The sequence below is a fragment of the Bradyrhizobium sp. USDA 4506 genome, assembly GCF_054058795.1.
Map to the genome: position 1 here is coordinate 2,564,130 of NZ_JBSSBM010000002.1, position 26,790 is coordinate 2,590,919.

The following is a 26,790-nucleotide window of genomic DNA, read 5'->3' on the forward strand; positions in this document are numbered from 1 at the left end:
GAACCTGCGGTGGGGCGTTTGCACAATTTCGGAATAATGAAATAATGCCGCTGATTTGCCCGACGTGTCAAGTCGTCGTGTCGAACAGTGGCTAGGTCGAACGCCTGCCACCGCCGGCTCCTTTGCATGGGGTTGTTTTCGATATTTTGGCAGTGCGCCCCGAACCGGTGTCCCCTTCGGTCGACAACACTCTAATTGCCGCCGCCTTCCTGGGTGTCGATGCGATGCACGACGTCGTCGGGCAGGGCATGGGCCACGGCGGCTGCAAGCCCGGGCTCCGGTCCGATCTCGCGGCCGCGGCCGCGGATCAGCCGCTCATAGGCCGACACCAGCGTGGTGTAGGGATTGACCCACAGCCAGCCGTCGCGCGTGAACAGCTGGACGTCGAAATGCAGATGCCGCGATGTGCCGTTGGGGTGGTCGAGATAATTCGAGACCACGCCGATCTTCTCGCCCTCGCTGACGCGGCGCCCGTTGAGCAGGCCGTCGGCATCCATCACTGACGGGTTCATGTGCATGTAGCGGAAACGGACATGCTCGGTGCGGGTGTTGACCTGCAATGTCGCGGCCTGCTGTTGCGCCGAGCGGATCACGATACTGTCGCGCACCGCAACGACCGCCTGCTGCTTGGGGTCGCAGCCATCCTTGCTGTCGACAGGACACGCGCCGGGGCGGATGTCCTGGCCCTGATGGCCGTAGCCGCTGGCGCATTGGCCGACCTCGAAGCTGCGCGCCTCGCAGAAATTGTCTTGCCAGGGATACGTGTCGATGGCCGCGCCGGGCTTGCGCTTGGCGAAAGATTGCGAGTGGGCGAAGGCCGGCGCCTTCTCGAGCGGAAAGCGGATCTGCGAATAGACGGTGAAGTCGGCGTGGCCGCCTTGTTGCCTGCGGCCGCCGCGGCCCGCGACGATGTCGCCGCTCGGGTGGTAGGTGAAGTCGGCGGATTGCACGGCCGGCCGCTCGGCGATATCGGAGGCGACGTCGCTGCGCGGCCGTGACGGCTGGCCGCCGGCGATGCGCAGGGCCTTCAGAAAGCGCTCGGCGACCGGATAGGCCTCGCGGCAGGCCAGCCGCTTCGGCCGCGGCGCGCTGTCGAGGCACTGGATCGAGACCACATAGGGGATTCCGAAGCGGGTGAAGGCGTAGCGGACATAGCCCTCGCGAACGAAGCGGCGCAGGTCCGGAAACTGCGCGGCCAGCGTCCTGACCGGCTCGCCCTTGCCGCCGAGCCGGTCGGCGAGGTCGTAGACGAGGATCGAGCCGGAAATCTGCACCTCGACCGGCTTGGCAAATGTCCGCGGCGGCAGGCCGTCGCCGGCGCCGGGGTCGAGCGAGAACACGGCATCGTAGCCCGACGCACCGGCATGGAAGAAATCGACCGCGCGGAAGTCGGCCTGGTAGCGCGCGATCGACAGGCTGTCCGGCGCACCGTTTTGTCGCGCGTCGAGATAGCTTGCGGGGTCGAACGGCAGCAGCACCGGGATCGGGCTCTGCGCAATGCCGGGAAACAGCGGCGCTGTCACCGCGTTCAACTGCACCAGCGCAGGCGTCGCCCGCGGATCGGTGGCGGGGACGCGGCGCTGGCCTGCGAAAGTGAAGCCGGCGGCGATGGCCGGGCGGCTACCGATCTCCTGCCGCAGCTGGTCGAGCACGGCGCGCCATTCGACCCGCATGGCCGAGATCGATGGCGTTCGGAATTCGTCGGCATGGGCGCCGGGAAGAGGCGAGAGCAGGGCTGCCAGCCAGCAACTGACGAAGCTGACCACCTTCCTGTTCACTGCACACCCCGGGCTCATGTCTGATCGCCCGAGAGACTAAAGCAAGTTCCGGAAAAGTGTGTAGCGGTTTTCGGTAAAGTTGACGCTTAACCAACAAGTTGAGGCGCGGTGACGATTCATTTCAAATCCCACCGCGCCTCAAGCGCTCAGTCCTTGGCGCGTTCGACGTAGGAACCGTCTTCGGTCATGACCACGATGCGCGTGCCCGTGGTGATGTGCGGCGGCACGCCGGTGCGCAGGCCGTTGGACAGCATGGCCGGCTTGTAGGACGAGGAGGCTGTCTGGCCCTTGGTCACGGGCTCGGTCTCGACCACTTCCAGCGTCACGCGCTGCGGCAGCTGGATCGCGACCGGGTTGCCCTCGTGCATCGAGAGCTTCACGGTCATGTTCTCCTGCAGATACGGCGCGGACGAGCCGACGATCTCCTTGGAGACCTGGACCTGGTCGTAGTTGTCGTTGTTCATGAAGTGGAAGCCGTCGCCATCTTCATAGAGGTAGTTGTAGTTGTGGTCCTCGACGGTGGCCTTCTCGACCTGGTCGGTGGTCTTGTAGCGCTCCGAGACCTTCACGCCGTCGCCGATGCGGCGCATTTCGATCTGGCTGACCGGGGTGCCCTTGCCGGGATGAATGTTCTCGGCGGAAAGGACCACATAGAGCTTGCCGTCCTGCTCGATGACGTTGCCCTTGCGGATGGAACTGGCGATGACTTTCAAAGGTGTTTTCCTGAATTTGAGAGCCTAAGGGCGCCAACCGGATCGGCAGCCCCTCGGTCATGGCGGCGATTTCGGGCTGCAACATACTGATTTGTCCCTGAGATGCCAGTCTTTTGCGGCCGAATTCGCAAGGTTGCCAACCGTCCCGGCCGTCCCGATCGGCCCTATTTTTCGGCCATGGGCTCATCCGTTTCAGCGAATCTGCCGATGGGACGCGCGAGCCGTCGTTCAAGTTCAGCCACGTGCGCGCATGGACAAGGTGCGCGTCTTTCGACAAGAAGGGATCAGCCTCGCGGCGTTCCGCGGAGGCTCGGGCTGTGTAGGCTTATGAACTTGCGTAGAATCAATCGGTTGCGCAGTACTCTTGAGTGCGGATGGCGGCTCGTTGATGTTGAATCCATGAGGATGCTCTGGCGATGACAGCTCATGACCGGCCGTCGCCCTGGTGGATGCCGCAGCGCTATGCCGACCGCAGGCCGTTTCTGCAGGCGCGGACGGCGATCACGCGAGCGCTGCGCGCCTGGTTCGAGGAGCAGGGATTTGCCGAGGTCGAGACCGCGATCCTGCAGATCTCGCCGGGCAACGAGACCCATCTGCACGCTCCTCGCACCGAGCTCAGGCAGGCCGATGGCTCACATGCGCCCCGCTATCTGCGCACCTCGCCGGAGTTCGCCTGCAAGAAGCTGCTCGCGGCCGGCGAGCCGAAGATTTACGAGTTCGCGCGGGTGTTCCGCGACCGCGAGCGCGGCGACCTGCATCTGCCCGAATTTACCATGCTGGAATGGTACCGCGCCAATGCCGGCTATGACGCCATCATGGCCGACACGATCGTCGTGATCGCCCATGCGGCGCAGGCGACCGGGATCGGGCGGTTTTCCTTCCGCGGCATGACGGCCGATCCGTTTGCGGAGCCGGAGCTGCTGACGGTCGCGGCGGGTTTCGAGCGCTTCGCCGGCATCGATCTCCTGGCGACGATCTCAGGCGGCGAAGGCGACCGCGAGGCGCTTGCGGCGGCTGCAGCAGCGCGGGTGCGGGTTGCAGATGACGACACCTGGACCGATATCTTCAGCAAGGTGCTGGTCGAGCATATCGAGCCTCATCTGGGACAGGGCCGTCTGACGGTGCTGTTCGAATATCCGTCGCCAGAGGCCGCGCTGGCGCGCACCAAGGCCGGCGATCAGCGCGTCGCCGAGCGTTTCGAGGTCTATGCCTGCGGCGTCGAGCTCGCCAACGGCTTCGGCGAACTGACCGACGCGGCCGAGCAGCGCCATCGTTTCACCGCAGCGATGGACGAGAAGGCCCGCCGTTATGGCGAGCGCTATCCGCTCGATGACGATTTCCTTGCCGCGGTCGGCCAGATGCCGGAGGCCAGCGGCGTCGCGCTCGGCTTCGACCGGCTGGTGATGTTGGCGAGCGGCGCGCCACGAATTGATCAGGTGGTCTGGACGCCGCCTGCGGGAGAGACATGAACAGGATCGATCCAAAACTGGCGGCGACGCTGCGACAGCCGCGCGAGCTGGTCGATGCCGGGCTCGCGCCGGTCGCAGCACTGGCCGGGCTCGAGCGGGTTGCTGCGCGCTACGCGGTCGCGGTGACGCCGGAGCTCGCCGCGCTGATTGATCCGGCCGATCCCGCCGACCCGATCGCGCGGCAGTTCATCCCGAGCGCCGACGAACTCGTCGAGCAGCCGGGCGAGAACGCCGATCCGATCGGCGACGATGCGCATTCGCCGGTCGCCGGAATCGTGCATCGCTATCCCGATCGGGTGTTGTTCAAGCTCGTCCATGTCTGCGCGGTGTATTGCCGGTTCTGTTTCCGGCGCGAAATGGTCGGGCCGGGAAAGGCCTCGGCCTTGTCCGATGACGCCTACCGTGCGGCGCTGGATTACATCCGCAGCCATCCGGAGATCTGGGAAGTCATCCTGACCGGCGGCGATCCCTTGATGCTGTCGCCGCGCAGGCTGACCGAGATCATGGCCGATCTCGCCGACATCAATCATGTGAAGATCGTTCGCCTCCACACCCGTGTTCCGATCGCCGATCCGGGCCGTATCAATCCCGAGATGATCGCGGCACTGCGGGTCGAAGGCGCGACGACCTGGATTGCGATCCATGCCAACCATCCGCGTGAGCTGAGCAACAATGCCCGCGCAGCGTGCGCGCGCCTTGCAGACGCCGGCATTCCCTTGGTAAGCCAGTCCGTCCTGCTGCGCGGCGTCAATGACGATGCCGCGACGCTCGAGGCGCTGATGCGCGGCTTCGTCGAGTGCCGAATCAAGCCCTATTATCTGCATCACGGCGACCTTGCGCCCGGCACAGCGCATTTGCGCACCACGATCGAAACCGGGCAGGAACTGATGCGGGCGTTGCGCGGGCGTGTGTCCGGACTTTGTCAGCCGGATTATGTGCTCGACATCCCCGGCGGCCACGGCAAGGCGCCGATCGGCCCGAGCTATTTGTCGCAGCCGGCTTCCCGCGAACGTGAAGATCCGGTGGAACGGCGCTACCGTATCGTCGATTATTGTGGTGACGTTCATCTTTACCCGCCGCAATCCTGAGGCGGCGATGAGCGGGGCCGGGGACGGACGGCAGGAGCCGCCCGAGGATGAGGGCAACCGCAGCATCGAAAATGCTGTGATGTTCGGCTTCTTTGTGGTGCTGGTCGCCGCGGGAATCTGGCTCCTTGGCACGATGGCCGATATACGGAAGGTACAGGATTGCGCAGCGCAGGGGCGACGCAACTGTGCTACCGTCGAGGTGCCGGAACGGGCGCGATAGGGTTGAGAAGCGGAGACGCGAGATGCGGAAGACAGTTTTGTTGATGGCTCTGATGATGGTTGCGGCCGGAGCGCCCCAGCTTGGCATCTCCCAAGCCTGGGCGCAGCAACAGGGCGGATCGTCCTCCATGCAGAAGGGCGGGACGGTCCCGGAGGCGCCGATCGGACATCGTCAGCCGCGCCGCGGCGACGTTGGCAGCGAGAAGAATATCAGCGATCCGAACAGTCAGGCCAACAAGGAAGACGCGGCGCTCGACAGGAAGATCAAGAGCATCTGCCGCGGTTGCTAACCCACGCAGCTGACCGGCGAGGCGCGATATTCGCCCCGCCGGCAACGCTCAATCCGTTCGGCCGCGTCAGGCCGAACGCTCCTGCAGGCCGTCACGCCGCACGCTGCGCCTTGCGTCGACGGCATCGGCCAGCTGCTTCAACACGTCAGCCGTCGTCCCGAGGTCGATGCAGCCATCCGTGATGCTCTGGCCGTAGGTCAGCGCCTTGCCTGGCACGACGTCCTGGCGTCCCGCGACAAGATTGCTCTCGATCATCACGCCGATGATGCGCTGTTCGCCGCCTGCGACCTGGCGCGCGATGTCGGAGGCAACCGCTGGCTGGTTCTCCGGCTTCTTGCTGCTGTTGGCGTGGCTGGTGTCGATCATCAGCCGCGCCGCGACACCGGCGCGGCCGAGCTCGGCGGCGGCAGCATCGACGCTCGCGGCATCATAGTTCGGCGCCCGGCCGCCACGCAGGATGACGTGGCAGTCTTCGTTGCCGCTGGTCGCGGCGATCGCTGAACGGCCGCCCTTGGTGACCGCCATGAAGTGATGCGGGTGCGAGGCCGACTTCACCGCGTCCGCCGCGATCCGCACGCCGCCGTCGGTGCTGTTCTTGAAGCCGACGGGGCAGGACAGGCCGGAAGCCAGCTCGCGATGGATCTGGCTCTCGGTGGTGCGCGCGCCGATCGCGGCCCAGGAAACCAGATCGGCGATGTATTGCGGCGTCGTCATGTCGAGGAATTCGGTGCCGGCCGGCAGGCCGAGATTGTTCACCGCCGACAGCACGTTGCGGGCGAGCCGCAGGCCCTTGTTGATGTCGAAGCTGCCGTCGAGATCGGGATCGTTGATCAGCCCCTTCCAGCCGACGGTGGTGCGCGGCTTCTCGAAATAGACCCGCATCACGATCTCGAGGCGGTCGGCGAGCTGTTCGCGCAGGCTGGCGAGGCGCTCGGCGTAATCGACGGCCGCCGCGGGATCGTGGATGGAGCAGGGGCCGACGACGACCAGCAGGCGGTCATCGGTGCCGTTCAGGATCGCGTGGACGGCGTTGCGGGCGCCCATCACCACCCGGGTCGCCGTCAGGGTGCGCGGGACCTCCCGCATCACCTCCTCGGGCGTACTGAGCTCTTTCAATTCCTTGATGCGAAGATCGTCTGTCGTACTCAACACGGCTGGCTCCTTTGGATTTCGGGACCTGCCGGCACACAAAAAAGCCGCCAAGTCTGGCGGCTTGTTTTGGACGTTTGCTGCAATTCTTCAGATTGAGCGCGATCCTCCTGCCGCCAGCGAGCTGTCGTAGCTAAAGTACCAAAAATAGCTGGTGGCGACGGTGATCATGGGGCGGCTCTATAGCGCAGGGATTTGGGGCTGTCACCCCCCAAATGCAAGCCCCCCGCGGTTCGGCGTCAGGTGTTGCGCGCCGCCAACGCCATGCCGATCAGGGTCGCCCCGCCAAACATCAGATTGAGGCCGACGAGGAGGCCGATCGCCCATCCCGCGGATTCCGGCAAGCCCGCGATGATGAAGAAGGCGATCACGATGTCCATCAGGCCGGCGATCAGCAGCCAGGACCAGCGTCCCGACAATTCGCGGCGGTGCTCCAGCGCGTACATGACGGTGGCGACGCCCTCGGCGACGAAATAGGCGCCGACCACGATGGTCAGCGTCAGCACACCCTGCATCGGACGGGCGAGCAGCACCATGCCGGCCAGCACGGCGAGCGCGGCCGAAATCAGCGACCACCAGAAGCCCGGCATGTTGCGCGCCCAGAACGTCACGATCAGCCCGCCGATCCCTGAGATCAGGAACATCCAGCCGAGGAAGATGGTGACGGCGAGGCTCGCGAAGGTCGGCACGATCATCGCGGCGATGCCGAGGATCACCAGCAGGATGCCTTCGAACAGGAACGCCTTCCAGTGCGCCTTCACCGCGGCCTGCATTTTCGATCGCAGCTTGTCGAGGTCGTTGGACAGGGGCATCGCGGCTCTCCGGATCTGCGCGTGTGCAGTCTATCCTAACCGGTTATAAATGGTCAGCCCGTCAGTTGCGGCGGCAATAGCTGTGCGCTCATCTTTCTGCATGGCGGTTTTCGACAGCCAGAATCCTTGGCACAAGCCTGGCCGCCAGATATCGCGAGGCGCGTGGCGACAGATGCAGGAAGTCGGCCGATACCAGGTCGTTTGCGCTGGTCCCGACCCTCGTCAGACATCCGTCCGCGTTGCAGAGCTCGTCATAGGGCGACAGATATTCGATCCCGAGATCGGCGGCGATCTGCCCAATCCTGTCGTCAGTCTGCTTGGTCGATCGCACATCGTGGCTGCGTTCCGGGATCAATGTATGATGGCGCAGGAAATATTGCACCGTCAGATGGGGCACAGTGTCGGTCCAGACCGGGACAGGGCCGACCAGGATGACACGGGCGGCGCCGGCCTGTCTGAGGGCGACAATCGTCGGGCGGAGATCGTCGGCGGTGGGTTCTTTGCTCCACGCCAGGTGCAGAAGCACGACATCGGGGTGCGAGCGGGCAACCGCAGCAACGATGTGGCGATTGGTTTGAACACAAAACGGAATGGTCTCGGCCTGCGCGGTGAAGAGTGGCGGGCAGGAATTGACGGTGAACTGGGCTAACCCGAATTGATCGCCCTGGACTTGCCGCAGCCCGGCGGCAAGCATGCCGGCGGTCGAATCGCCCCATACGAAAACAAGCGGGCGCTTGCTGGCGTCAACGCAGCTCGGATCAAATGCGGGATCGGCGGAAGCCGAGATATGACATTCGCCGTATCTCAGGAAGTCCCTGGATACGGTCATGGCGCCGGCTTCGCGAACGATCGCCGGAAGCCGAAAGGCAAAGCCGTCGACGATCGCCAATGCTCCCACCGATGCAACGGCCACCATCGATGCCGCAAGGACCGGCGCCACCCGCCACTGCCCGAACCTGATTGGGCGCTCGACGTAGCGATAGGTTGCCCAGGCCAGAATGAAGCTGGCCCCAACGGCCAGCCCGTTCTCGGCCAAAGTCAGGGGACGACCTTTGAAGCTCGCCGCAAAAACCAGGATCGGCCAATGCCAGAGGTAGAGCGGATAGCTGATCAGCCCGATCGCGACCGCGGTACGCGTCGAGAGAAATCGATTGCGACCTGACATGATGAGGGCGGCGGCAGCGGCGACCGGCGCCACCGCTGCGATCCCGGGGTAGGTCATGGAGGGCGAATAGAACGCGGTTACCGCCGCGATCACCGCGAGCGCGGACCATCCGAGAAGGTCGCGCGCCGCGGAGAATCCGCTGGGCAGGCAGACGGCCACCAATGCTCCGGCCGCGAGCTCCCACCGCCCGCGTGAACGGCTGGTAGAATGCGGCTTCAGGGTTGGTTCGAACGACCAGGATATTTGCGACAAGCGATGCGATGAAGATCAGGGCAAGGGGAGCGGCGGCGGCGATCCGCCATCGCACCAGCGCCCACAGCAGCAAGGGCCAGACAAGGTAGAACTGTTCCTCGATGCCGAGCGACCAGAGATGGAGCAGCGGCTTCGTTTGCGCGGCCGCATCGAAATAGCCACCCTCCGAATAGAACAGCAGGTTTGCCGAGAAACCCGCGCCTGCCGCAATCTCCTTTCCAAGGGCCACCAACTCGCTCGGCATCAGAAGTTGCCATCCGGCAACGAAGGCGGCGATCAAGACGACGATCAGGGCAGGAAAAATCCTGCGAATGCGACGCGCATAGAACGTCGCAAGGCTGAAGCTCCCGTTCTGAATGTCGCCATAGATGATCCCGGTGATCAGGTAGCCGGAAATGACGAAGAAGATGTCGACCCCGACGAAACCCCCGGGAACATATTGCGGGAACGCGTGGCCGAGCACGACCAACGAGACGGCAACGGCCCGCAAGCCGTCGATATCCGGCCGATAATTCTTGTAGTTGTGCCCCATCGTCCTCTCGCGCCTGGTCTGTGTCTCTCCCTGAACCCGCCGAGGTTGTTTTGCAAGGGGAGCGGTGCCGGCCGGGGCGCTAGCTTTGACCGGGAGCGGACGGAAAGCCCTCCGAGGCGGTCCGCATCCGGTTGCGGCCGAGGAAGTAGACGGCGGTGGTCGCGATGAGCAGCGCCAGTCCGATCAGGATCGAGGTGAAGCCGATCGGGACCAGGATGAACGACGCATTGCGCTCGGGATTGACGTACCAATGATGCAGCGAGGTGAGCAGGAAGGAGACGCCGGCAAAGCCGGCGCCGCCGCCGATCAGCAGCAGCGCCCACATCCGCCGCAGCTGGCTGAGCCGCTCGCGCGCAACGTCGGTGCGCGGCGCATGATGCTTGCCGAGGCGTCGCACGAGGCGGATTGCAAAGCCGATCGAGGAGAAGCCGATCAGCACGCTGGCCGAGCCGAGCAGCAGCCGCGTGGTCGAGCCGAGATCGGGGATGCGCTGGAGCGCGAGCAGCGGAAAATCGAACGCCGCGTGCAGCGCGACCGGCGCGACCAGCACCAGCGCCCAATTCGTCATGCGCGCCCAGTCGCGGTGACCCCGGTAGGCGCCGAGCGCGCCGCCGGAGCGCGCGATCGCAAGATAGGCGCCGGCGATGATGCCGAGCGCGCCGTGGAACGGCACCGTGAGCACGCTGCGCAATGCCGCGAGCGCGCGCCACATGTCCTTGTGCTGGACCAGATAGGCGAGGTTCTCATAGGCGGCAAACCCAAGTCCGGCGGCCGCGCCATAGACCACCGTATCCATCGGATCGGCGAAGGCGCGGCGCCGCGTCGAGATGACGACGATGACGAGCACCTTGACGATCTCCTCCGGTGCCGCGACTCCGAAAGCTGCACGCACCGCCTGCGTCGCCCAGGGATTGTCGGGAATCGCAAGCAGCGCATTGAACGGAATTCGCGCCAGGCCGAGCAGGGAGATGCTGGCCGCGCCGAGCACGAAGGCGAGCCACACCTGAACCGGCGGTCCGGGCCGCTCGTCGGCGGCGATGACCAGCCACAACACCAGCAATGCGGGGGCAATGGCGGCGGCGCCGATGACGGTTGGAAGCGACTCAAGCAACAACATGAGCCGGACGGGCCCCTTTGATGGCACCAAAGCGATGCGTGCCGAAGAAATGGCAGCAAGTTCAGCGGATTGCAAATCGGTCTGATGCCGTTCTCGTGACCAATATGCCACGGTGCCTTACGAAAGCAGGCTGGAAAGGTGCCGTTGCGGGCCTTGATCAGCTAAGGGCCGAGCGCGGCTCCCGGACAGGTTCCTGACGGCGGCAGGTCCATGGCGTTCCAGGCGCTTTGGTAGCCCGACGATTCCGGGATCGCGACCTGTGGGTCCGATCAGCTTTCGGCACCGCGTCCCCGTCGTTGGGCTATAATGCCGTGGGCAAGGCGACTGATCCGGTAAAAGCCAGAGATGCTTTCGATTGATTCTGCTGTGATCGTTCTTGCCGTGATCGCGCTGTTTGCGGCGTTTGTAAATGGCGCGCTTGGTTACGGGTTTTCCTCGCTCACGGTGCCGGTCGCACTCGTCTTCTACACCAACCGCGTCCTCAATCCCGCGGTGGTCATCGTCGAAGTCTTCGTCAATCTGTATGTCCTGTGCATCAACCTGAGCGGCGTTCCGGCCGTGTGGCGGCGCGTGCTGCCTATTCTCATCGGCATGCTGCCCGGTATCGCGGTCGGAGCCTTTGCGCTGACGTCGCTTCAGCCCGGCTGGACCAAGTTCGCCACCTACTCGATTATTCTGCCGCTCATTCTGTTGCAGGCGGCCGGTTGGCGGAGGCCGATCCAGTCGAAATGGCTGGTCGGTTTGCCCTTCGGAACGATGCTCGGGATCTTGTACTCGGTCACGACCATTTCGGGCCCGCCGCTGGCGATCCTCTTCAACAATCAGGGCCTCGTCAAAGATGAGTTTAGGGCCGGTCTCGCGCTGGTTCGGGTGACGGAGTCCAGCCTGACTGCAATCGCATATTACAAGCTCGGTCTGTTCATCGACGAGAGCCGGAGCATCCTGCTCGTGCTGGTTCCCTGCGTTGTCGTCGGCATACCGCTCGGTGCCTGGCTGATCCGGCGGTTGGACGCCGAGACGTTTCGCCGGATCTGCATGAGCTTTGATGCGTGGGTCGTGGGATTCGGCCTGTCGCGCGTATTGATCGAAGTGAAGCTGATGGAAAGCCCGTGGGCCTACAGCGTCATGGCCGGCACGATCCTGATCGACATCTGCTTGCTGTACGTTTTCTTCACCGCGAGGAGAAGCACCGTGCAGAACTCGCACGCGTTGGCTTCGCTGAAGTCGGGCAACCGGGGCGGTCCGACCTGAAGGTGCTCTAACCTGCGAGCAGGCGCCGGCAGGTTTCGACAAATACCTCGGCACCCGTGACGATATCGGCATCGTCGGTGTTCTCGCTCCAGTGATGGCTGATGCCGCCGATCGACGGAACGAACAGCATCGCCGCCGGCATGATGGTGGCGAGGACCTGGGCGTCATGGCCGGCGCCGCTCGGCATGCGGATCGATCTGCCGCCGGCGCAGGCTGCGCTCGCGGCTTCGATCGCATCCTGGAATGCGCGCGTCATCATCGCGGGCACTCCGGTGCGGATGCGCTCAACCTTCACGCCGCAACGGCCCTGAGCGGTGGCCTCGGCCGCCAGGCGATGCAGCTGCTCCTCGAGACGTGCGATCACCTCGGGATTGTCGTCGCGAATCTGGAATAGCATCTCGGCGCCGCCTGCAATGATGCTCGGTGCGCCTGGGTCCAGCGTGATGCGGCCGGTGGTCCACACCGTGCGCGGTCCCGACAGGGCAGGGAAGCTGTCGTCGATCGCGACGCAGAACCGCGCCAGCGCGAGGCCGGCGTCCTTGCGCACCGCCATCCGCGTGGTGCCGGCGTGGTTCTGCTCGCCGGTGAACGTGATGCGATACTGCCAGATGCCGACGATCGAGGTGACGACGCCGATCCTGAGCCCGCTGCTTTCCAGCGTGTCGCCTTGCTCGATATGCGCTTCGAGATAGCCGATATGACGGCCGGCCTCGGCATTGAGGCGCGGGCGGCCGGCGAAGCCTGCGTCGCGCAATGCATCGCGCATGGTGCGATCGCTGGAGCGGTCGCGGGCTGCATCGATGTCGGCTTCGGTCACCGCACCGACAAACGACCGGCTGCCGAGGAAACTGCCGAAATGTCCTTCCTCGTCGCACCACGCGGCGACCTCGACCGCGCCGTTCGCGTCCGGGTCGGTGTTGATGACGCGCGCCGCCTCGAGCGCGTAGATCACGCCGAGCGGCCCATCGAGCCAGCCCGCGTGGTTCTGGCTCTCCAGATGCGAGCCGGCGAGCAGCTTTGGTCCCGCCTTCGCGCTGGAGCCGAGCACATTGCCGATGCCGTCGATTGTTGCGGTGAGATTGGCGTCGGGCAAACGCGTCGCGAGCCAGTCGAGCGAGCGCAGATGCGGTTCCGAGAATGTCGGCTTGTGCACGCCGGTCTTGTAGGCGCCGATCGCGCGCAGCGCGTTGAGATCGGCGAGCACGCGCTTGCCGTCGAAGCGACCGTTGATGCCTGGCATGATTGGACTCCGGATTGCCGTCTTGATTTTACGTCTTGATGTGCGCCTTGGCGCCTCAATCCCGTCTTGATGCCGACGCGGTTGGATGCGACGGAACAATCAGGGCAAACGATTTCTTAGCGGTTCTGCTCTTAGGTCGCAGTACGAATAGCGTGAGAGTGTGATCATGTCTGCATTCCGGAACTGGGCTCGCAAGGCCGCTGTGCTGTTTCTTCCGATCGCTGTCGGCGCCTGCGCGCAGGTCTCGCAGCAATACAGCATGACCACGCCGCCGCCGGGGACAGGTCCGCTGGCCTGGGACGGTGCCGGACAGGACCCCAATCTCCCGCAGCCGCGGCGCCATGCGCGGAATGCGTCGCCCGCGGTGGCGGAGGCGTCGCCTGAGCAACTGTCGGAAGCGGATGCCGACGACCGGCTGGCGCGCAAGCTCGTGATCTGCAGCACCTGCATCAAGCGGACGCCCGTGGCGGCGCAGCCGAATAATCGTCAGAACGTCGCCAGCAATCACTAGCGGCTGGCGCTGAGCGCTGTTGCCGGACATCGAGCCGGCCCGCAGGCCTTAGTTAGGCCACGATGTCGGTCGATGCGCAGGCCCATGTCGATCCGAAGATTCATTGTTCCCGTCGTCGTCGTCGCCCTTGCCGCCGCAATCCTGATTCACGTCGGCGGTTCGCGGGCGCATGCGCATGTGCCGACGCATTGCGGCTTCTGGACCTCGATCGAGGCCGGATTGTCCTGCAGGTGATGTCCTTCCGGTGATCCCAGCGGCAACCCGGGAAAAGCGTTCTGAACGCTTGCCCGCCCGGCCAATCGCCACTATACGTTCGCCGGTCGCGGCTTGAGGGCTGTGGCCGGTCCGGCGCATCTCACGTCTAACGTATTGATTTGCCGGGAGTTTTGCTCCCTTCGTCTATCGGTTAGGACGCCACCCTTTCACGGTGGAGAGAGCGGTTCGATTCCGCTAGGGAGCGCCATCACGGCCAGACTGGAAATCCAGCCAACTCAACGCATTGTGCTCGGACGGACGCTCTCGCCGCGCCGTCTCGGCCGTTGTGCACGGGTCGGCGGATCGCTGCAATCCGCAGCTGTTTCGCAACCCTTTGGTAAGTTAGCGGCGATACGGCTGGGCTCGGGATGATGTGATGGCTCCAGGGACCAAGAAGCGCGAAACGCGCAAATCGCTGCGGCAATCCGGCTGGATCACGCTCGACGGCGGATTCGCCGCGCGGCCCTGCGTGGTCGAGGACATGTCCTCGTCGGGCGCCAAGATCACGGTCCAGGACAACAACACACTGCCGGCCAAGCTGCGGCTGGCGTTCTCGCGCGACGCCCGCACCGGGCGCGCCTGCGAAGTGGTGTGGCGCGAGGGCAGGACGTTCGGCGTCAAGTTCGTGCGATAGAGCATGATCCGGAAAAGTGGATCCGGTTTTCCGAACAGATCATGCTCAAGAAAAGAGCTAGCTCATGCTGCGACCCTTCCCGATCGCATCATGAGCTAGCCTCATCCGGTGGCGTGGGATAAAAGGCCGGATGCGCAAGACCTGCATTGCCATCATCGCCGTCCTGCTTCCAGCCGCCGCGTTCGCCCAGCAGGGCGACCGCCGCAATTTCCAGACGCCCACTGATGCCGGCAAAACCTTGCCGTCGAAATCCGCGACGCGGAGCAATCCATGCGCGTCGTACGGACCCGGCTTCGTCAAGGTGGAGGGCTCCGACACCTGCGTGAAACTCGGTGGCGCCGTCAGCGTCGGTGGCGGGATGTCCAGCGGCGGGCGTTGAGCGGCTTGCCGCCCGCGCTCACGACATCGGCGGCGCGATGAACCGCACGAAGGCCGGCCGCCCCGCGATCTCACCGAACCAGCGTTCGAGATGGGGCAGCTTCGGCTTGGTGACGCCCTGGACGCCGAGCCAGCGCCGCGCAAAGGCGCCGAGCGCGATGTCGGCGATCGTGAACTGATCGCCCTCGATGAAGCGGCGCCTTGCAAGCTGCGCCTCGACGACGCGCCACACCACGCCCTCGGCATCGGCGTCCTTCTGGATCTGGACCATATCGCGCTTCTCCGGCGGCGTGCGCACCAGCCCCCAGAACACCGGCCGGTCGACCGGCTGCAGCGTCGACAGCGTCCAGTCGAGCCAGCGGTCGACGGCGGAGCGCGCCTTGGGCGCTTGCGGATAGAGCGGCGCGCCATGACCATAGGCCATGCAGAGATAGCGCATCACCGAATTGGATTCCCACAGCACATAGTCGCCGTCGACCAGCGTCGGGACACGGCCATTCGGATTCATCGCGAGATAGTCGGGCTGATCGTTCTTGCCGAACTGCATGCCGGCATCGATGCGCTGATAGGGGAGGTCGAGCTCGGCGAGACACCAGAGCACCTTCTGCACGTTGACCGAGTTCGCCCGACCCCAGATCGTCACTTGCGGCTTACTGTCCATCACGCGTTTCTTCCCGCTGTTGTGCTTTGCGCGCGTTCATAGCTGAAGCGTCGGGGAAAAGCGCGGGGGTGAATTGTACCGAGAGCAAAAAAAGGCTCCGCCGCATAGCGGCAGAGCCTCGCTGATCGCTATGCATCAAGACGCCGTCAGTGACCGAACAACAACCACAACACGATGATCACCGGGATCGGCACACCCAACAGCCAAAGCAAAATTCCTCTTCCCATCGTTGCCTCCTCGCATGCTTGTGAGGGAGCAACGTCAACGATCGTGTCGCGTTCCTCGCGATCGCTCGGCGCTTCAGCAAGGGCGAAACGCCGACAGGAACGTAGGAGCGGGCGCGGTGTTTACCAATGGCCGGTGTTCGGCATCGATGCCCACGGCTCGGCCGGGGCTTTCGGCTCGCCCTTTTGCAGGATCTCGATCGAGTGCAGGTCGGGCGAACGCACGAACGCCATGTTGCCGTCGCGCGGCGGACGATTGATGGTGACGCCCATCTTCATCAGCTTCTCGCAGGTCGCGTAGATGTCGTCGACCTCGTAGGCGAGATGGCCGAAATGGCGGTCCTCGCCGTATTTCTCCTCATCCCAATTGTAGGTCAGCTCGACCAGCGGCGCGCCGCGGGTCTGCGGCAGGGACTTGAGCAGATGGAGGTCTTCCTCCGCGCAGAGAAACACCAGCGTGAAGCGGCCCTTCTCATTGTCGATGCGGCGCACTTCCTTCAGCCCCAGCGCGTCCTGATAGAATTTCATCGCGACATCAAGATTGCGGACGCGCAGCATGGTGTGCAGATAGCGCATTTTTTTATCCTCCTGCAGATTCAGAGATTTTGTTTGGGCTCGGGCGAGACGGGGCAAGGAATAGCAGCAAAACGCGACGCGGGGCAGGGGTTAGCGCGAGTTTTGCCGATCGCATTTCGCCTTCGCATGCTCACGCCTTCGCGAGCGTTGGCTCCGGTTGCGCCGCGCGATCACGCGGCCGGATATGGACGGGACGTGCCGCGACACGCTTGCGCAGCAGCGGATGCAAGAAAGCCCCGCCCAGCGAAATTTCTGGGACGGGGCTTGTGGTCGAGCCTTGGAGGCGCGGCCTCTATCGCACCGATTGCCGATCACGGCCAATCAAGGACGCGCGAGGTTGGACGGCCTCTAAAGCGCAAAACCCCGCGAGTGGGCTCGCGAGGTCTATGCCGACCGGCCTTGGGGAGATCGTGCCGGCAACCGGGCAGACAATGTCGCTGCGCGCGGAAGGTTCCTGGGTCCGGAAAATAGAAAGCCCCGCAGGCTGGATGCGGGGCTTTCCCAGCTGACGGACTGGGGATCTCTCAGGGCGTGAGCCGTCAACTGTTGGAGACCAAACTTAAGGTTGAATTTGTAAAATGCAACAGCGCCGCGTAGACGGAGTATGTTCGTCCCACAGCGCTGCGCCGGATGCTGGGCCCTGAAATCCCCCAGCGCCCTTTATGTCTTCGCGCCGCGCGAAAGGTTCAAAAGAAAGACCCCGCGAGGGGGGGGCGCGGGGTCTTCCAAAGCCGACAGGGCGGTGAGCTGTCGGCACCACGCGTGATGTGCCGTTGCGCTGTTCAACGCGGTTCCGGCCGGCTGGGGTCCGCCGGCTGGCCGATCGGCGTCAGGAACGTCCGGCTTTCCAATCGGGCTGCGCCTCGTATTCATCGACCCGCTCGACGCGATAGCCGGCGGGCAGGATCTGGCCACCGAGTTCGTCTGCGACCGGAACATCCTCGACAAGACCGTCGATCAGCGCCGTCTCCCAAACTTCCTTCTCCGTCGCGAACGATCTTCCGAGCTGAGTCTTGCCGCGGAACAGGGCGTACATGGGCGCCTCCACAAAACAAAAACCCCGCCAGTTACCGAAGTAAGCTGACGGGGCTTGTTGAGCTGATATTTCCGGTGGATTTCTCCCTCGTTGTACCGCTCGCCAAACTAACGGCGGAACGAGAGACTCGTTCCTTCCTTTTTTTGATGGTCGCGTCTTTTTTTTAAGGTCGTTTTTTAAGGTCGCAGCTTCCCGGACGTTCCGTCGTGGGAACCTACTTTTTTGCGTCGTCCCTTTTTGCCGCGCCCTTTGCCGTGTTCATCTCGGATTTGTTGGCCCGCTTCACATCCATCCCCGTGGTGTCCATCGCGCCGCTCTGAGTGGCTCCGTTGGTGTTTTCAGGCCGTTCCATGCCGCTCTGCGGCGCTGGACCAATATCCTGGGCAAAGGCCGCGCCGCATATCAGGGTGAAGACGGTGACCGCGATCAGCTTGCACATGGGTGCCTCCTGGCGTCACCAGGATGACCCGTGCGCAGTCGAGAGGTTCCTGTCGGCTACTGCTGCTCTCACACCTTGATGTCGAGGATGGTCTCGACCGCTTCACGGTCGGCCTGGTTCTTCGCGGCGAAGACATCCAGCACATCCTCATTGATGATGCGCGGCTGCTCCTTCGCCGTCTGGTCGACGACGAGCTGCACTCTGGCTTGCGTCACTTCGACAGGTACGGGGTATACGAGCATGGCTCTCTCCCTCCGGAGGATCGAACCTTGTCAGTGCTTTCTTAACGATTTGTAAGCGCCCGGGGAGCTGCCTTTTTGCGCCGATTCGGAGGGCCGGGCGGTATCGGCCTGCTCGCACGCCGGCCGGATTGGAGCCATACTGCGGGCCGCCAGGACCGGGCGGCGCGATCGATGAAGAACGGGCTCTATTCGATCCACATCCACATGACCGACGGCGTGAGGGGCCGCGACAGCGGCATCCTGATCCTGCGCGACGGTCTCTTGATCGGCGGCGGGCCATATTTCTGGTCAATCGGGGCCTATACGGCCGGCGAGGGCACCTGGAAGGGACATCTCAGCACCAACCAGCATTCGCCCTTCGCGGACCCGTTCACCCGTCCGCTGTTCGCCGGACAGGAAGTGACGAGCGGGTTCTCCGGCACATTCAGCGGCGACGAGGCTGAGGTGTTCGGAACCGTGCTGGTTGGAACCCGCAGCCTGGGTTTCCGGGCCACCCTGAAATGGCTCGCCCATGCCTGAATGCGCGCACGCGGCGCGAGGCTGTGGACAAGCGCGCAGCAAGATGCGTATTTCGTTGGATAATTGGACCCGCTGGCGTTGTGGATTTGCTGCGGACAAGCAGGGGATATCGCTGTGAATCCCGCTGCGGCCGCCGATCGGGAGATCCGGACGAGGCGTTACCCGGCCACCGCTAACCCTACCTGGTTAGGTTAAGAGCAGCATCGTGTTGTCTCCACCTGCGATTGCGATTGGGATGGCTGCGGGTGACAGCCATGATGCCATCGTTCCACAGTGCTGATCGACCGACCCACCGGCGCGTGATGGTGGTGGGACTGCTGTTCTGCTCGGCTTTTGTCGTGATCAGCTTCTGGCTGCGGCCGCAGCCGGAGAGCGGCAAAGTGCTAGTGAAGTCGGACCGGCTGGTCCGGACCGCGGGAGAGGCCCGGAAGGCAAACTGAAGACGGCAAGCCGGGGGAGCGGCAAGCCGAGACGCGCCGCCGGCGCTCAGTCGGGCAGCTTCCCATTCGGATGCTTGTGATACATCGCGATGCCGATGAAGCCGGCAAAGCCCATCACGTTAAGCAGCAGTTCCATCCATGCCGGCATTGATGCCAACCTCGTTCACCGCCAAGCTAATCTCTGAGGTTGTATTTTTGTTCCAGCGCTAACCGATGGTAGCTTTGCGCTATCGCATGGCTGGCGCGTTTTCGAGCGATCCGATCGGAACGGAAAACGCTCGAGGGAACCGGAACTGCGTTTGCGGCAACCATCGCACGGCGGCACCGGCAATAGACATAAGCCCGGAGCAAACCGCCCGGGGCTTTCTCACTTGCGCCTCATGGCGCCCGGACCATGAACGCGGTCGCCTGGCAGGGCATCAAGCGGTCTTGCGTTAAGCGGTCTTGCGTTGAAATCCACTCCAGGCATTGCCGAGCGTGTTGTCGTAATATTCCTGGCGATCGCGCTCGAACTTCTGCTGCGTCGCCCTGAAGCTGGCAATGCGTGCGACGATCTCCTCGCGCTCGCGCGCGACGCGGTCTTCCTGATCGGTCATGCCCATCCTCCTGGCCGTGGTCCTGTCCCGGGCGCATTGGCGTCGGCGAATTGGGCGTCAATGCGGAGCAGCCAGTGCAGGAATGTGATGATGCTGAGGCGCTGGAAGAGCGACCAAGCGGAGGCGCCGACGCAGCTGATCGCAAGCCGATCGATCAAGACACGCCGCTCGCAGCCGATCGCTCGCGCAACGGTTGAGCTCGCAATCGGTCTGGCCGTGCTATAGTCGCTGCGGCCAACCGGATTGTTTTCAGTGATCGCAAAAGACTTGCGCAGCGGCGTCGAGCAGCTCGGCAACATGATTGCGGAGGCGTCGTCCATCGTGCCCTTCACCGGGGCGGGCATCTCCACCGAGTGCGGCATTCCCGATTTCCGCTCGCCCGGCGGGCTGTGGACCCGCAACCGACCGATTCCGTTCGACGAGTTCGTCGCCAGCCAGGACGCGCGCGACGAGTCCTGGCGGCGCCGCTTTGCGATGGAACAGACGTTTGCGGCGGCCAAACCCGGTCGCGGGCATCGCGCGCTTGCGTCGCTTTACCGGGCCGGCAAGGTTCCCGGCATCATCACGCAAAACATCGACAACCTGCATCAGGCGTCGGGCTTCAAGGCCGACGACGTGATCGAGCTGCACGGCAACACGACCTATGGCCGCTGCATCGGCTGCGGCAAGGACTACGAGCTGTCGTGGGTGAAGCAGCAGTTCGACAAGGCGGGCAGCGCGCCCGATTGCGCGGACTGCGGCGATCCGGTGAAGACCGCGACGATCTCGTTCGGGCAATCGATGCCTGAGGATGCGATGCGCCGCGCGGCGGAACTCTCCAGGCACTGCGACCTGTTTCTGGCAATCGGCTCATCGCTTGTGGTGTGGCCCGCCGCAGGCTTTCCGATGACGGCGAAGGAGAGCGGCGCGCGGCTCGTGATCATCAACAACGAGCCGACCGATCAGGACGACATCGCCGATCTGGTGATCCGCCACGACATCGGCGACACGCTTGGTCCTTTCGTAGGCAATTGATGCCTGATTGATTCGCGGCTGTGCAAGTCTGTTCATAGTTCCCGCAAGAATCGTTTTTTAGCTATGCCCCGCAAGCGGGAGTGTTATCTTTTAGTTGAGAGATTCGCGCCGCGTCCAAATCAGTCCGAGTGAGTTGGTCATGGAGAGCAGCGTGTACAGGGTGCGCCGCAACGACGGCGATCTGCATTTGATGTGTGGGGTCCGGGGTCATGGGGTCGGACGGATTTGAGTCCAAGAAGCTCGGCGGACCGCCGATGGGCGGAGTTGGGCAAAGCAGGATTGGTCAAGGCGAGTATGGAAGCGCGCCACGCGATCCGGCGATGGATGCTTTCTCAGGCCTCGGCGACGCAGCGGCCAACCTCGTCGAAGTTTCCGGCGTCATCAAATGGTTCGACGCCTCGAAGGGATACGGCTTCATCGTCCCCGACAATGGCTGGCCCGACATCCTGCTGCACGTGACCGTGCTGCGGCGCGACGGTTATCAGACCGCCTATGAAGGCGCGCGGCTGGTCGTCGAATGCGTGCAGCGCGCGAAGGGCTACCAGGCTTTCCGCATCGTCTCGATGGACGAATCGACGGCAATCCATCCGGCGCAGATGCTGCCGCCACGCACCCATGTCACGGTGACCGCGACCAGCGGGCTCGAGCGCGCGCAGGTCAAGTGGTTCAACCGGCTGCGCGGCTTCGGCTTCGTGACCTGCGGCGAGGGCACGCCCGACATCTTCGTGCATATGGAGACGCTGCGCCGCTTCGGCATGACCGAACTGCGCCCCGGCCAGTACGTGCTGGTGCGGTTCGGGCCCGGCTCCAAGGGCATGATGGCCGCCGAGATCCACCCGGAGACCGGTCCGTCGGCGCTGTCGTCGCACTGATCCAGGTCTGATCCTCCCTGACGGAAACGTGAGCCGCCGGCGAGCCGTCTCGGCTCTGGCATTTGCCGCAATCGTCGGGTTAGGGTCCGCCGGAAAATCTTCCCCGGTGTGAGTATTTGTCGATGAATTTCGTTCGCATTGTTGGACGCCATCGTTCGTGGCTGATGGCCTGCCTCGTGATCATGTTCGGTGCGCTGCTGGCTCCGGCCGCGCAGGCCGCCAGCGTCCAGCCGCTCGAGATCGTCACCAAATCGGGCGTGCACGTCTTCTCGGTCGAAATGGCAACCACAGAGCAGGAGAAGGAGACCGGCCTGATGTACCGGAAGGAGCTCGCGGACGGCAAAGGCATGCTGTTCGACTTCTCGCCGGAGCAGGAAGTGTCGATGTGGATGAAGAACACCTACATCTCGCTCGACATGATCTTCATCCGCGCCGACGGGCGCATCCTGCGGATCGCGGAAAACACCGAGCCGCTCTCGACCCGGATCATTCCGTCGCGCGGGCTCGCCAAGGGCGTGCTCGAGGTGATTGCCGGGACCGCGCAGAAATACGGCATCCAGCCCGGCGACCGGGTTGCCCATCCGCTGTTCGGCGGCCGTTAGCAGCCAGTTTCGACGCGATTTCCGGGCGGAAACCGATGCCGGATTCGCCGCACGAAGCCCCGCACCGGTGCCTTGCTGGCGCTGGCTGAAGCGTGTATCCACGGGGCTTCTCGGAAATGTCGGGGTATAGCGCAGCCTGGTAGCGCGGCAGTTTTGGGTACTGCAGGTCGTTGGTTCGAATCCAGCTGCCCCGACCATCCAAATCAAAGACTTAACAGAGACGCTCCGTCGGTAGACGCGATGTTTATGATTGGCGCATGCTCGGCATTCGCGCCTGACCTGGTCCGCAAATCGCGGTCAGTTGGCACCCTGAAATAGCAAGCGCGGGACCGAAGCCCCCCGCGCTCCACTGCTCGCAACTTCAGCCGCCCGGGCGCTGACCAGATCAACGAGCCGGCGGGTTGTAGCGATCGAGGATCACGGTTCTTGAGCCACCCTCCGGCGGTCGCGAGATGGGGTCGTCGAATTTGTGATAGCGGTCGAACTGCTGCTGCTCATCGCGCAGATGTGGCGCTTCGGCGGACGAGTAGGCTCTATTTGCACCGTTCCAGTGATCAAATCCCGACACGACGCAACCCCGTCTTGGTTCAGATGCAGGTTGGTTAGCATCGTTGCGGGGGTATCTCTGTATCGGCGTGGCAACACCACCAGCAATCCGCGCGAAATGAGCACACGTATTGTTTCTGTGGCTCTCTGTGCGTGAACAGCGTTCCGGTACGGGTAACCAAGCTTCGGCCGAGATTGTCTCGCCTGAGGCAACAACGCCGCCTGGACGGAATATGCTCGTCCAGACGGCGCCGTCGAAATACTGGGCCCTGAAATCCCCAGTGCCAATGGGTCGTGCCGGCGGGGGATAGGTTCAACGTTGCGCCGCCTTGCCGCAGTCCAAGCCACGACATCGTGAGCTGCGCGATCTCGAGCGGATGTGGCTTGCCGATAACGCGCGCGCGCTGGCAGGGTAGTTCGGCCCGACAAGACCAATCCGCGAGAAAGCACCATGGCGCGCAGACTGATCGATATCTCCGTTCCTCTGCAGAACGACGTTCCGGCCGATCCGCCCGGCAACCATCCGACCATCCAGTATATCGATCACCAGCAGGGGCTGCCGCGCATGCTGCAGTTCTTCGATGGACTGAAGGCGGAGGACCTGCCCGACGGACAGGGCTGGGCCGTCGAACAGGTCTCGCTCTCCACCCACAACGGCACGCATCTCGATGCGCCCTGGCATTTCCATCCGACCATGAACCGCGGCGAGCGATCCTGGACCATCGACGAGGTGCCGCTGGAATGGTGCTTCCAGCCGGGCGTGAAGCTCGACTTCCGCCATCTGCCTGACGGTTATGTCGCGACCGCCAACGATGTCGAAGCCGAGCTGAAGCGCATCGGCCACACGCTGTCGCCGCTCGAGATCGTCGTCGTCAACACCAGCGCGGGCGCGAAATATGGCCAGCCCGACTACGTCAATTCGGGCTGCGGCATGGGCTACGAGGCGACGATGTATCTGCTCGAGCGCGGCGTGCGGCTGACCGGCATCGACGGCTGGAGCTGGGACGCGCCGTTCGTCTTCACCGCGAAGAGATACGCTGAGACCAGGGACGCCAGCCTGATCTGGGAAGGCCACAAGGCCGGGCGGCACATCGGTTACTGCCACATCGAGAAGCTGCACAATCTCGAGCTCTTGCCGTCGACCGGGTTCATGGTGTCGTGCTTCCCGGTGAAGATCGAGCGCGCGTCGGCGGGCTGGACGAGGGCGGTCGCCATCCTCGACGGCTAGGCGCGCCGGGGTTCTGATCGGCCAGCTTCGGGAACCGGTGGACAGGCTGTGCATTACGGCGGGTTGTTGCGGCACCGCTACAGCTTGAGGCAGCCGAATCTGCTTTCATGCACGCAGTAGATGCATTGGGTGATCGGGCCGCCGGCTCGTCCTCGCGTCCCGATTTCGGAAGCGTTCTCTCCCGTGACTAGAGCCCCGGCGTCTCCGGGGCTCTTTCTTGCGTGCCGCAGCTGAGCCAAGCCCGGCAGGTGAACCAACCCCCAAAAAGCAAATCAGGTGCGTCGGGACCGACGCACCTGATTTCATGTCTTTAATATCGCTTGTGTCGACCGGGCGGTTGTTACCACCGGCAAACGCGAACACCACGCGGGGTCCACCAACAACGGGGACCGGCGTAACCGCCGTAGTAGCCATAGCCACGGCCATATCCATATCCGCGGCCATAGCCCCACCCGCGACCGCGACCCCAGCCGCCGCCGCGATAGCCCCAGCCACCGCCGCGTCCGCGCCAGGCTTGCGCAGGCGCTGTGGTGACGCCGACCAGGATGGCAGAGGTGCTTGCGACATAGACGAACAACAAAGCGACTGCTGCTAGGCAACGAGTCAGGATATTGTAGCGTTTAGTCATTCTGAAGATCTCCAGTCCACTTCCAAACATCTGAACTGATGCTGGCTGTCTCGCTTAGACGCGCGACACCGGCATTCGGTTCGTGCATGCTAAGACAATATTTTCACTAAGGTTCTTGCGAGCTTTAACGACTCTATTGAGACCAACAGGTAAGGTCAAGTTACAGTCCCGCCTGCAAAGGATACTGTCGTTGCTGCGCTCATCTTGTCGTTCATCCGCCGTTCATTCTGTTCATCTTGCGTTGCGCCGATTTGATTTGTGCATCGCAGAAGCAGAGATTTGAGAACCTCGGAAAATGCCGGCGAGAACTTGAAGTCGACACGATCCTGTTCTCTCAGCGTTGCTGTATCCTTCCAAAGAGTGCCCATGCCGAAACAACACACTTACGTCCTTGGTCTCAACGTCTACGACCATGACGTCAGCGCCTGCCTGCTGCGTGACGGCGCGATCGCCTACGCGATCTCCAAGGAGCGCATCACCCGCGAGAAGCACGCCTCCGGCTTCTACAAGGAAGTCGTCGACTACTGCCTGTCGGCCGAGGGCATCACCCTCGACGACGTCGATCTCGTGGTGCGCAACAGCTACATCCTGCCGGTGCCCGAGATGGAGGAGCGGATGCTCCACCAGGATATGCCGGGCTTCCTGCCGATCGCCGAACGCAACGAGGCAATCAAGCACCCGCTGTTTCGTTCCAAATCCGACAAGGTGGTGTCGATCTCGCACCACCTCGCGCATGCCTACAGCGCGTTCGCGGTGTCCCCATTCAAGGACGGCGTCGTGATGATCGTCGACGGCGTCGGCAATTATCGGGCCGACGCGATGGAGTCCTGCTCCGAAGATGAGGCGTCGCCGCTGGCCCGCGAGTCCGAGAGCTACTACAGGTTCGACGACACCAGGCTCGAATGCCTGAAGAAGGTCTTCATGGAGCCGGCACGGGGGCTGTTGTCGGACGAGTTCTACAACATGCCGGGACTGGGGGCGCTGTACAGCCGGGTCTCGACCTATGTGTTCGGCGACTGGAACAAGTGCGGCGAGTTGATGGGGCTGGCGCCCTATGGCCGCCATGAGCAGGTCGGCCATCTGCTCGAGATGAAGGACGGCAAGCTGCACGTGCCGTTCTGGGGCGCCGAGAACCAGCAGCCCTTCGTGCTCGACAGCGGCAGCTGGGACAAAAGCCCGACGATGCGGCACTGGGAGGACATCGCCTGGCGGGTGCAGGACGACACCGAGAACGTGCTGCTGGCGCGGGCGCGCTGGCTGCGCGAGACCACGGGTGCGAAAAATCTCTGCATCGCCGGCGGCGTCGCGCTGAACTGCGTGGCCAACGGCCGCATCGCGCGCGAGTCGGGTTTCGAAAACATCTGGATCCAGCCCGCCGCCGGCGACGACGGGATCGCCATCGGTTGCGCCTATTACGGCTGGCTCGAGGTGCTCAAGCAGCGCCGCTCGTTCGTGATGGACCACGCCTATGTCGGGCGGCGCTACAGCGAGGCCGAGGTGGCCGCCGCGCTGCAAAGCTTCCTGGTGCGCATCCAGATCGACGCGAAGCGCAGCGACAATATCTGCCGCGACACCGCAAAGCTGCTCGCCGACCAGCGCGTGATCGGCTGGTTTCAGGACCGTTCCGAGTTCGGTCCGCGCGCGCTCGGCAACCGCAGCCTGATCGCCGATCCGCGCAAGGCCGAGATGAAGGACATCCTCAACAGCCGGGTCAAGCACCGCCAGGCATTCCGGCCGTTCGCGCCGATCGTGCTGGCCGAGCGCATGAAGGAGATCTTCGAAGGCGAGGAGGACTCGCCCTACATGCTGATCGCAAAGCCGGTGCGGCCGGAATGGCGCGACAAGATCCCGGCGATCGTGCATGTCGACGGTTCGGCGCGGGTGCAGAGCGTGCGGGAAGAGACCAACCCGATGCTCTATCGCCTGCTGAAGGAGTTCGAGGCGCTGACCGGCGTGCCGGTCCTGATCAACACCTCGTTCAACGTCAAGGGCGAGCCGATCATCGAGACGCCGCAGGACGCGGTGAGCTGCTTCCTCACCACCGGGATCGACAACCTCGTGATGCATGACACGCTGGTGTCGAAGACCGCCATGCACAAGGTGGTCACGCCTGTGATGACGACGTTCGGCGACGTCGCCACCATCGTCTCCTCGACGACGCAGGACACCAGTCGCGGCGGCTAGAGCGTTTTCGAGCGAAGTGGGCACCGGTTCGCGTGAAGAAAACGCGTCAAAACAAGAATCTAGAGCTTCGGTTCTGATTCAATCAGAACCGAAAATGCCCTAGTGTCCTGAACCAAAAGTTCATGGCATT

29 protein-coding genes, 2 tRNA genes and 1 pseudogene are annotated in these 26,790 nt (G+C 63.6%); 18 read left to right on the forward strand and 14 right to left on the reverse strand.

The features are described from left to right. Positions 1 to 191: 191 nt before the first annotated feature. Positions 192 to 1,796, reverse strand: coding sequence for a M23 family peptidase (locus ACVIHF_RS14145; protein ID WP_456792182.1), 1,605 nt, complete (start codon positions 1,794 to 1,796; stop codon positions 192 to 194). A gap of 128 nt (positions 1,797 to 1,924) precedes the next feature. Further along, positions 1,925 to 2,491, reverse strand: a complete 567-nt coding sequence (gene efp, locus ACVIHF_RS14150) for an elongation factor P (RefSeq protein WP_016844580.1) — start codon at positions 2,489 to 2,491, stop codon at positions 1,925 to 1,927. A 416-nt stretch (positions 2,492 to 2,907) separates the two neighbouring features. On the opposite strand from efp, the gene epmA reads away from it, so the two are divergent. From epmA to ACVIHF_RS14170, 4 genes are read left to right on the forward strand one after another with little or no spacing between them, the layout of a single operon-like run. Next, on the forward strand, positions 2,908 to 3,960 hold the full coding sequence (epmA, locus tag ACVIHF_RS14155) for an EF-P lysine aminoacylase EpmA (RefSeq protein ID WP_253608732.1): 1,053 nt from the start codon (positions 2,908 to 2,910) through the stop codon (positions 3,958 to 3,960). Then, positions 3,957 to 5,048 carry a lysine-2,3-aminomutase-like protein gene (locus ACVIHF_RS14160; protein ID WP_253608731.1) on the forward strand — a complete coding sequence of 364 codons (1,092 nt, stop codon included), beginning with the start codon at positions 3,957 to 3,959 and terminating at the stop codon, positions 5,046 to 5,048. The genes epmA and ACVIHF_RS14160 overlap by 4 nt, the downstream gene beginning before the upstream one ends. Next, positions 5,017 to 5,268 carry a hypothetical protein gene (locus ACVIHF_RS14165; RefSeq protein ID WP_225644190.1) on the forward strand — a complete coding sequence of 84 codons (252 nt, stop codon included), beginning with the start codon at positions 5,017 to 5,019 and terminating at the stop codon, positions 5,266 to 5,268. The genes ACVIHF_RS14160 and ACVIHF_RS14165 overlap by 32 nt, the downstream gene beginning before the upstream one ends. A 43-nt stretch (positions 5,269 to 5,311) precedes the next feature. Continuing rightward, positions 5,312 to 5,557: a hypothetical protein gene (locus ACVIHF_RS14170; RefSeq protein ID WP_225644401.1), complete on the forward strand. Its 246-nt coding sequence runs from the start codon at positions 5,312 to 5,314 to the stop codon at positions 5,555 to 5,557. A gap of 66 nt (positions 5,558 to 5,623) precedes the next feature. On the opposite strand, the gene ACVIHF_RS14175 is transcribed toward ACVIHF_RS14170, so the two are convergent. From ACVIHF_RS14175 to ACVIHF_RS14195, 5 genes and pseudogenes are all read right to left on the reverse strand, one after another. Next, positions 5,624 to 6,709 (reverse strand): 3-deoxy-7-phosphoheptulonate synthase, encoded by a 1,086-nt coding sequence (locus ACVIHF_RS14175; RefSeq protein WP_057018573.1) that lies wholly within the window; start codon positions 6,707 to 6,709, stop codon positions 5,624 to 5,626. A gap of 236 nt (positions 6,710 to 6,945) precedes the next feature. Further along, positions 6,946 to 7,518, reverse strand: coding sequence for an HdeD family acid-resistance protein (locus ACVIHF_RS14180; protein WP_253608730.1), 573 nt, complete (start codon positions 7,516 to 7,518; stop codon positions 6,946 to 6,948). 88 nt (positions 7,519 to 7,606) lie between these two features. Next, positions 7,607 to 8,842 carry an acyltransferase family protein gene (locus ACVIHF_RS14185; RefSeq protein WP_456792183.1) on the reverse strand — a complete coding sequence of 412 codons (1,236 nt, stop codon included), beginning with the start codon at positions 8,840 to 8,842 and terminating at the stop codon, positions 7,607 to 7,609. Positions 8,843 to 8,894: 52 nt separating this feature from the next. Next, positions 8,895 to 9,467 (reverse strand): annotated as a pseudogene (locus ACVIHF_RS14190) (acyltransferase family protein); the annotation flags it as partial. Between the two features lie 79 nt (positions 9,468 to 9,546). Further along, positions 9,547 to 10,584: a PrsW family glutamic-type intramembrane protease gene (locus tag ACVIHF_RS14195; RefSeq protein ID WP_028342108.1), complete on the reverse strand. Its 1,038-nt coding sequence runs from the start codon at positions 10,582 to 10,584 to the stop codon at positions 9,547 to 9,549. Between the two features lie 381 nt (positions 10,585 to 10,965). Here ACVIHF_RS14195 and ACVIHF_RS14200 point away from each other — a divergent pair, with 381 nt between their 5' ends. After that, positions 10,966 to 11,835, forward strand: a complete 870-nt coding sequence (locus tag ACVIHF_RS14200) for a sulfite exporter TauE/SafE family protein (protein ID WP_253608729.1) — start codon at positions 10,966 to 10,968, stop codon at positions 11,833 to 11,835. A gap of 7 nt (positions 11,836 to 11,842) precedes the next feature. Here ACVIHF_RS14200 and ACVIHF_RS14205 read toward each other — a convergent pair whose 3' ends face one another. Then, a complete protein-coding gene (locus ACVIHF_RS14205) occupies positions 11,843 to 13,075 on the reverse strand; it encodes a Zn-dependent hydrolase (RefSeq protein ID WP_253608727.1) in 1,233 nt (410 codons plus the stop codon). 166 nt (positions 13,076 to 13,241) lie between these two features. Here ACVIHF_RS14205 and ACVIHF_RS14210 point away from each other — a divergent pair, with 166 nt between their 5' ends. The 5 genes from ACVIHF_RS14210 to ACVIHF_RS14230 all read left to right on the forward strand — a co-directional run bounded on the left by ACVIHF_RS14210 (position 13,242) and on the right by ACVIHF_RS14230 (position 14,854). Beyond that, positions 13,242 to 13,586 carry a hypothetical protein gene (locus ACVIHF_RS14210; protein ID WP_253608726.1) on the forward strand — a complete coding sequence of 115 codons (345 nt, stop codon included), beginning with the start codon at positions 13,242 to 13,244 and terminating at the stop codon, positions 13,584 to 13,586. Positions 13,587 to 13,670: 84 nt separating this feature from the next. Beyond that, positions 13,671 to 13,820 carry a hypothetical protein gene (locus ACVIHF_RS14215; RefSeq protein ID WP_016844593.1) on the forward strand — a complete coding sequence of 50 codons (150 nt, stop codon included), beginning with the start codon at positions 13,671 to 13,673 and terminating at the stop codon, positions 13,818 to 13,820. A 154-nt stretch (positions 13,821 to 13,974) separates the two neighbouring features. Further along, positions 13,975 to 14,049, forward strand: a tRNA-Glu gene (locus ACVIHF_RS14220). Between the two features lie 168 nt (positions 14,050 to 14,217). Beyond that, positions 14,218 to 14,475, forward strand: a complete 258-nt coding sequence (locus ACVIHF_RS14225; RefSeq protein ID WP_092083431.1) for a PilZ domain-containing protein — start codon at positions 14,218 to 14,220, stop codon at positions 14,473 to 14,475. Positions 14,476 to 14,605: 130 nt separating this feature from the next. Further along, positions 14,606 to 14,854 carry a hypothetical protein gene (locus ACVIHF_RS14230; protein WP_092083430.1) on the forward strand — a complete coding sequence of 83 codons (249 nt, stop codon included), beginning with the start codon at positions 14,606 to 14,608 and terminating at the stop codon, positions 14,852 to 14,854. Between the two features lie 18 nt (positions 14,855 to 14,872). Here ACVIHF_RS14230 and ACVIHF_RS14235 read toward each other — a convergent pair whose 3' ends face one another. From ACVIHF_RS14235 to ACVIHF_RS14255, 5 genes are all read right to left on the reverse strand, one after another. Further along, positions 14,873 to 15,514 (reverse strand): glutathione S-transferase family protein, encoded by a 642-nt coding sequence (locus ACVIHF_RS14235; RefSeq protein WP_253610018.1) that lies wholly within the window; start codon positions 15,512 to 15,514, stop codon positions 14,873 to 14,875. A gap of 347 nt (positions 15,515 to 15,861) precedes the next feature. Continuing rightward, positions 15,862 to 16,314: a VOC family protein gene (locus tag ACVIHF_RS14240; protein ID WP_016844600.1), complete on the reverse strand. Its 453-nt coding sequence runs from the start codon at positions 16,312 to 16,314 to the stop codon at positions 15,862 to 15,864. A gap of 829 nt (positions 16,315 to 17,143) precedes the next feature. Continuing rightward, positions 17,144 to 17,350 (reverse strand): hypothetical protein, encoded by a 207-nt coding sequence (locus ACVIHF_RS14245; protein ID WP_253608725.1) that lies wholly within the window; start codon positions 17,348 to 17,350, stop codon positions 17,144 to 17,146. 214 nt (positions 17,351 to 17,564) lie between these two features. Beyond that, positions 17,565 to 17,789, reverse strand: a complete 225-nt coding sequence (locus ACVIHF_RS14250) for a hypothetical protein (protein ID WP_456780611.1) — start codon at positions 17,787 to 17,789, stop codon at positions 17,565 to 17,567. A 68-nt stretch (positions 17,790 to 17,857) separates the two neighbouring features. Beyond that, positions 17,858 to 18,031 carry a hypothetical protein gene (locus ACVIHF_RS14255; protein WP_018271496.1) on the reverse strand — a complete coding sequence of 58 codons (174 nt, stop codon included), beginning with the start codon at positions 18,029 to 18,031 and terminating at the stop codon, positions 17,858 to 17,860. A 75-nt stretch (positions 18,032 to 18,106) separates the two neighbouring features. On the opposite strand from ACVIHF_RS14255, the gene ACVIHF_RS14260 reads away from it, so the two are divergent. Together ACVIHF_RS14260 and ACVIHF_RS14265 are read left to right on the forward strand one after the other, a co-directional pair. Further along, complete coding sequence (locus ACVIHF_RS14260) at positions 18,107 to 18,550, forward strand: GrlR family regulatory protein (RefSeq protein WP_253608724.1); 444 nt, start codon at positions 18,107 to 18,109, stop codon at positions 18,548 to 18,550. A 254-nt stretch (positions 18,551 to 18,804) separates the two neighbouring features. After that, a complete protein-coding gene (locus ACVIHF_RS14265; RefSeq protein ID WP_057018561.1) occupies positions 18,805 to 18,990 on the forward strand; it encodes a hypothetical protein in 186 nt (61 codons plus the stop codon). Between the two features lie 434 nt (positions 18,991 to 19,424). Here ACVIHF_RS14265 and ACVIHF_RS14270 read toward each other — a convergent pair whose 3' ends face one another. After that, on the reverse strand, positions 19,425 to 19,586 hold the full coding sequence (locus ACVIHF_RS14270; protein WP_229189477.1) for a hypothetical protein: 162 nt from the start codon (positions 19,584 to 19,586) through the stop codon (positions 19,425 to 19,427). Between the two features lie 252 nt (positions 19,587 to 19,838). Here ACVIHF_RS14270 and ACVIHF_RS14275 point away from each other — a divergent pair, with 252 nt between their 5' ends. From ACVIHF_RS14275 to ACVIHF_RS14300, 6 genes are all read left to right on the forward strand, one after another. Beyond that, positions 19,839 to 20,600 carry an SIR2 family NAD-dependent protein deacylase gene (locus ACVIHF_RS14275; RefSeq protein WP_456792184.1) on the forward strand — a complete coding sequence of 254 codons (762 nt, stop codon included), beginning with the start codon at positions 19,839 to 19,841 and terminating at the stop codon, positions 20,598 to 20,600. 209 nt (positions 20,601 to 20,809) lie between these two features. Next, complete coding sequence (locus ACVIHF_RS14280; RefSeq protein ID WP_057018559.1) at positions 20,810 to 21,472, forward strand: cold-shock protein; 663 nt, start codon at positions 20,810 to 20,812, stop codon at positions 21,470 to 21,472. 122 nt (positions 21,473 to 21,594) lie between these two features. Then, complete coding sequence (locus ACVIHF_RS14285; RefSeq protein WP_057018558.1) at positions 21,595 to 22,074, forward strand: DUF192 domain-containing protein; 480 nt, start codon at positions 21,595 to 21,597, stop codon at positions 22,072 to 22,074. A 120-nt stretch (positions 22,075 to 22,194) separates the two neighbouring features. Beyond that, a tRNA-Pro gene (locus ACVIHF_RS14290) sits at positions 22,195 to 22,271 on the forward strand. An 800-nt stretch (positions 22,272 to 23,071) separates the two neighbouring features. Continuing rightward, positions 23,072 to 23,848 (forward strand): cyclase family protein, encoded by a 777-nt coding sequence (locus ACVIHF_RS14295; protein ID WP_253608721.1) that lies wholly within the window; start codon positions 23,072 to 23,074, stop codon positions 23,846 to 23,848. 994 nt (positions 23,849 to 24,842) lie between these two features. Further along, positions 24,843 to 26,660: a carbamoyltransferase family protein gene (locus tag ACVIHF_RS14300; protein ID WP_253608719.1), complete on the forward strand. Its 1,818-nt coding sequence runs from the start codon at positions 24,843 to 24,845 to the stop codon at positions 26,658 to 26,660. Positions 26,661 to 26,790: the final 130 nt, after the last annotated feature.

Excerpts from the sequence above, each read along its gene's own strand:
- ACVIHF_RS14170 (WP_225644401.1), top strand. The coding sequence starts at position 5,312 with ATGGCTCTGATGATGGTTGCGGCCGGAGCGCCCCAGCTTGGCATCTCC.
- ACVIHF_RS14230 (WP_092083430.1), top strand. The coding sequence starts at position 14,606 with ATGCGCAAGACCTGCATTGCCATCATCGCCGTCCTGCTTCCAGCCGCC.
- ACVIHF_RS14280 (WP_057018559.1), top strand. The coding sequence starts at position 20,810 with ATGGGGTCGGACGGATTTGAGTCCAAGAAGCTCGGCGGACCGCCGATG.
- ACVIHF_RS14195 (WP_028342108.1), bottom strand. The coding sequence starts at position 10,584 with ATGTTGTTGCTTGAGTCGCTTCCAACCGTCATCGGCGCCGCCGCCATT.
- ACVIHF_RS14145 (WP_456792182.1), bottom strand. The coding sequence starts at position 1,796 with ATGAGCCCGGGGTGTGCAGTGAACAGGAAGGTGGTCAGCTTCGTCAGT.
- ACVIHF_RS14250 (WP_456780611.1), bottom strand. The coding sequence starts at position 17,789 with ATGTGCAAGCTGATCGCGGTCACCGTCTTCACCCTGATATGCGGCGCG.
- ACVIHF_RS14300 (WP_253608719.1), top strand. The coding sequence starts at position 24,843 with ATGCCGAAACAACACACTTACGTCCTTGGTCTCAACGTCTACGACCAT.
- ACVIHF_RS14285 (WP_057018558.1), top strand. The coding sequence starts at position 21,595 with ATGAATTTCGTTCGCATTGTTGGACGCCATCGTTCGTGGCTGATGGCC.
- ACVIHF_RS14235 (WP_253610018.1), bottom strand. The coding sequence starts at position 15,514 with ATGGACAGTAAGCCGCAAGTGACGATCTGGGGTCGGGCGAACTCGGTC.
- epmA (WP_253608732.1), top strand. The coding sequence starts at position 2,908 with ATGACAGCTCATGACCGGCCGTCGCCCTGGTGGATGCCGCAGCGCTAT.
- ACVIHF_RS14210 (WP_253608726.1), top strand. The coding sequence starts at position 13,242 with ATGTCTGCATTCCGGAACTGGGCTCGCAAGGCCGCTGTGCTGTTTCTT.
- ACVIHF_RS14245 (WP_253608725.1), bottom strand. The coding sequence starts at position 17,350 with ATGTACGCCCTGTTCCGCGGCAAGACTCAGCTCGGAAGATCGTTCGCG.
- ACVIHF_RS14215 (WP_016844593.1), top strand. The coding sequence starts at position 13,671 with ATGTCGATCCGAAGATTCATTGTTCCCGTCGTCGTCGTCGCCCTTGCC.
- ACVIHF_RS14295 (WP_253608721.1), top strand. The coding sequence starts at position 23,072 with ATGGCGCGCAGACTGATCGATATCTCCGTTCCTCTGCAGAACGACGTT.
- ACVIHF_RS14240 (WP_016844600.1), bottom strand. The coding sequence starts at position 16,314 with ATGCGCTATCTGCACACCATGCTGCGCGTCCGCAATCTTGATGTCGCG.
- ACVIHF_RS14160 (WP_253608731.1), top strand. The coding sequence starts at position 3,957 with ATGAACAGGATCGATCCAAAACTGGCGGCGACGCTGCGACAGCCGCGC.
- ACVIHF_RS14270 (WP_229189477.1), bottom strand. The coding sequence starts at position 19,586 with ATGACCGATCAGGAAGACCGCGTCGCGCGCGAGCGCGAGGAGATCGTC.
- ACVIHF_RS14180 (WP_253608730.1), bottom strand. The coding sequence starts at position 7,518 with ATGCCCCTGTCCAACGACCTCGACAAGCTGCGATCGAAAATGCAGGCC.
- ACVIHF_RS14205 (WP_253608727.1), bottom strand. The coding sequence starts at position 13,075 with ATGCCAGGCATCAACGGTCGCTTCGACGGCAAGCGCGTGCTCGCCGAT.
- ACVIHF_RS14255 (WP_018271496.1), bottom strand. The coding sequence starts at position 18,031 with ATGCTCGTATACCCCGTACCTGTCGAAGTGACGCAAGCCAGAGTGCAG.
- ACVIHF_RS14265 (WP_057018561.1), top strand. The coding sequence starts at position 18,805 with ATGATGCCATCGTTCCACAGTGCTGATCGACCGACCCACCGGCGCGTG.
- ACVIHF_RS14225 (WP_092083431.1), top strand. The coding sequence starts at position 14,218 with ATGGCTCCAGGGACCAAGAAGCGCGAAACGCGCAAATCGCTGCGGCAA.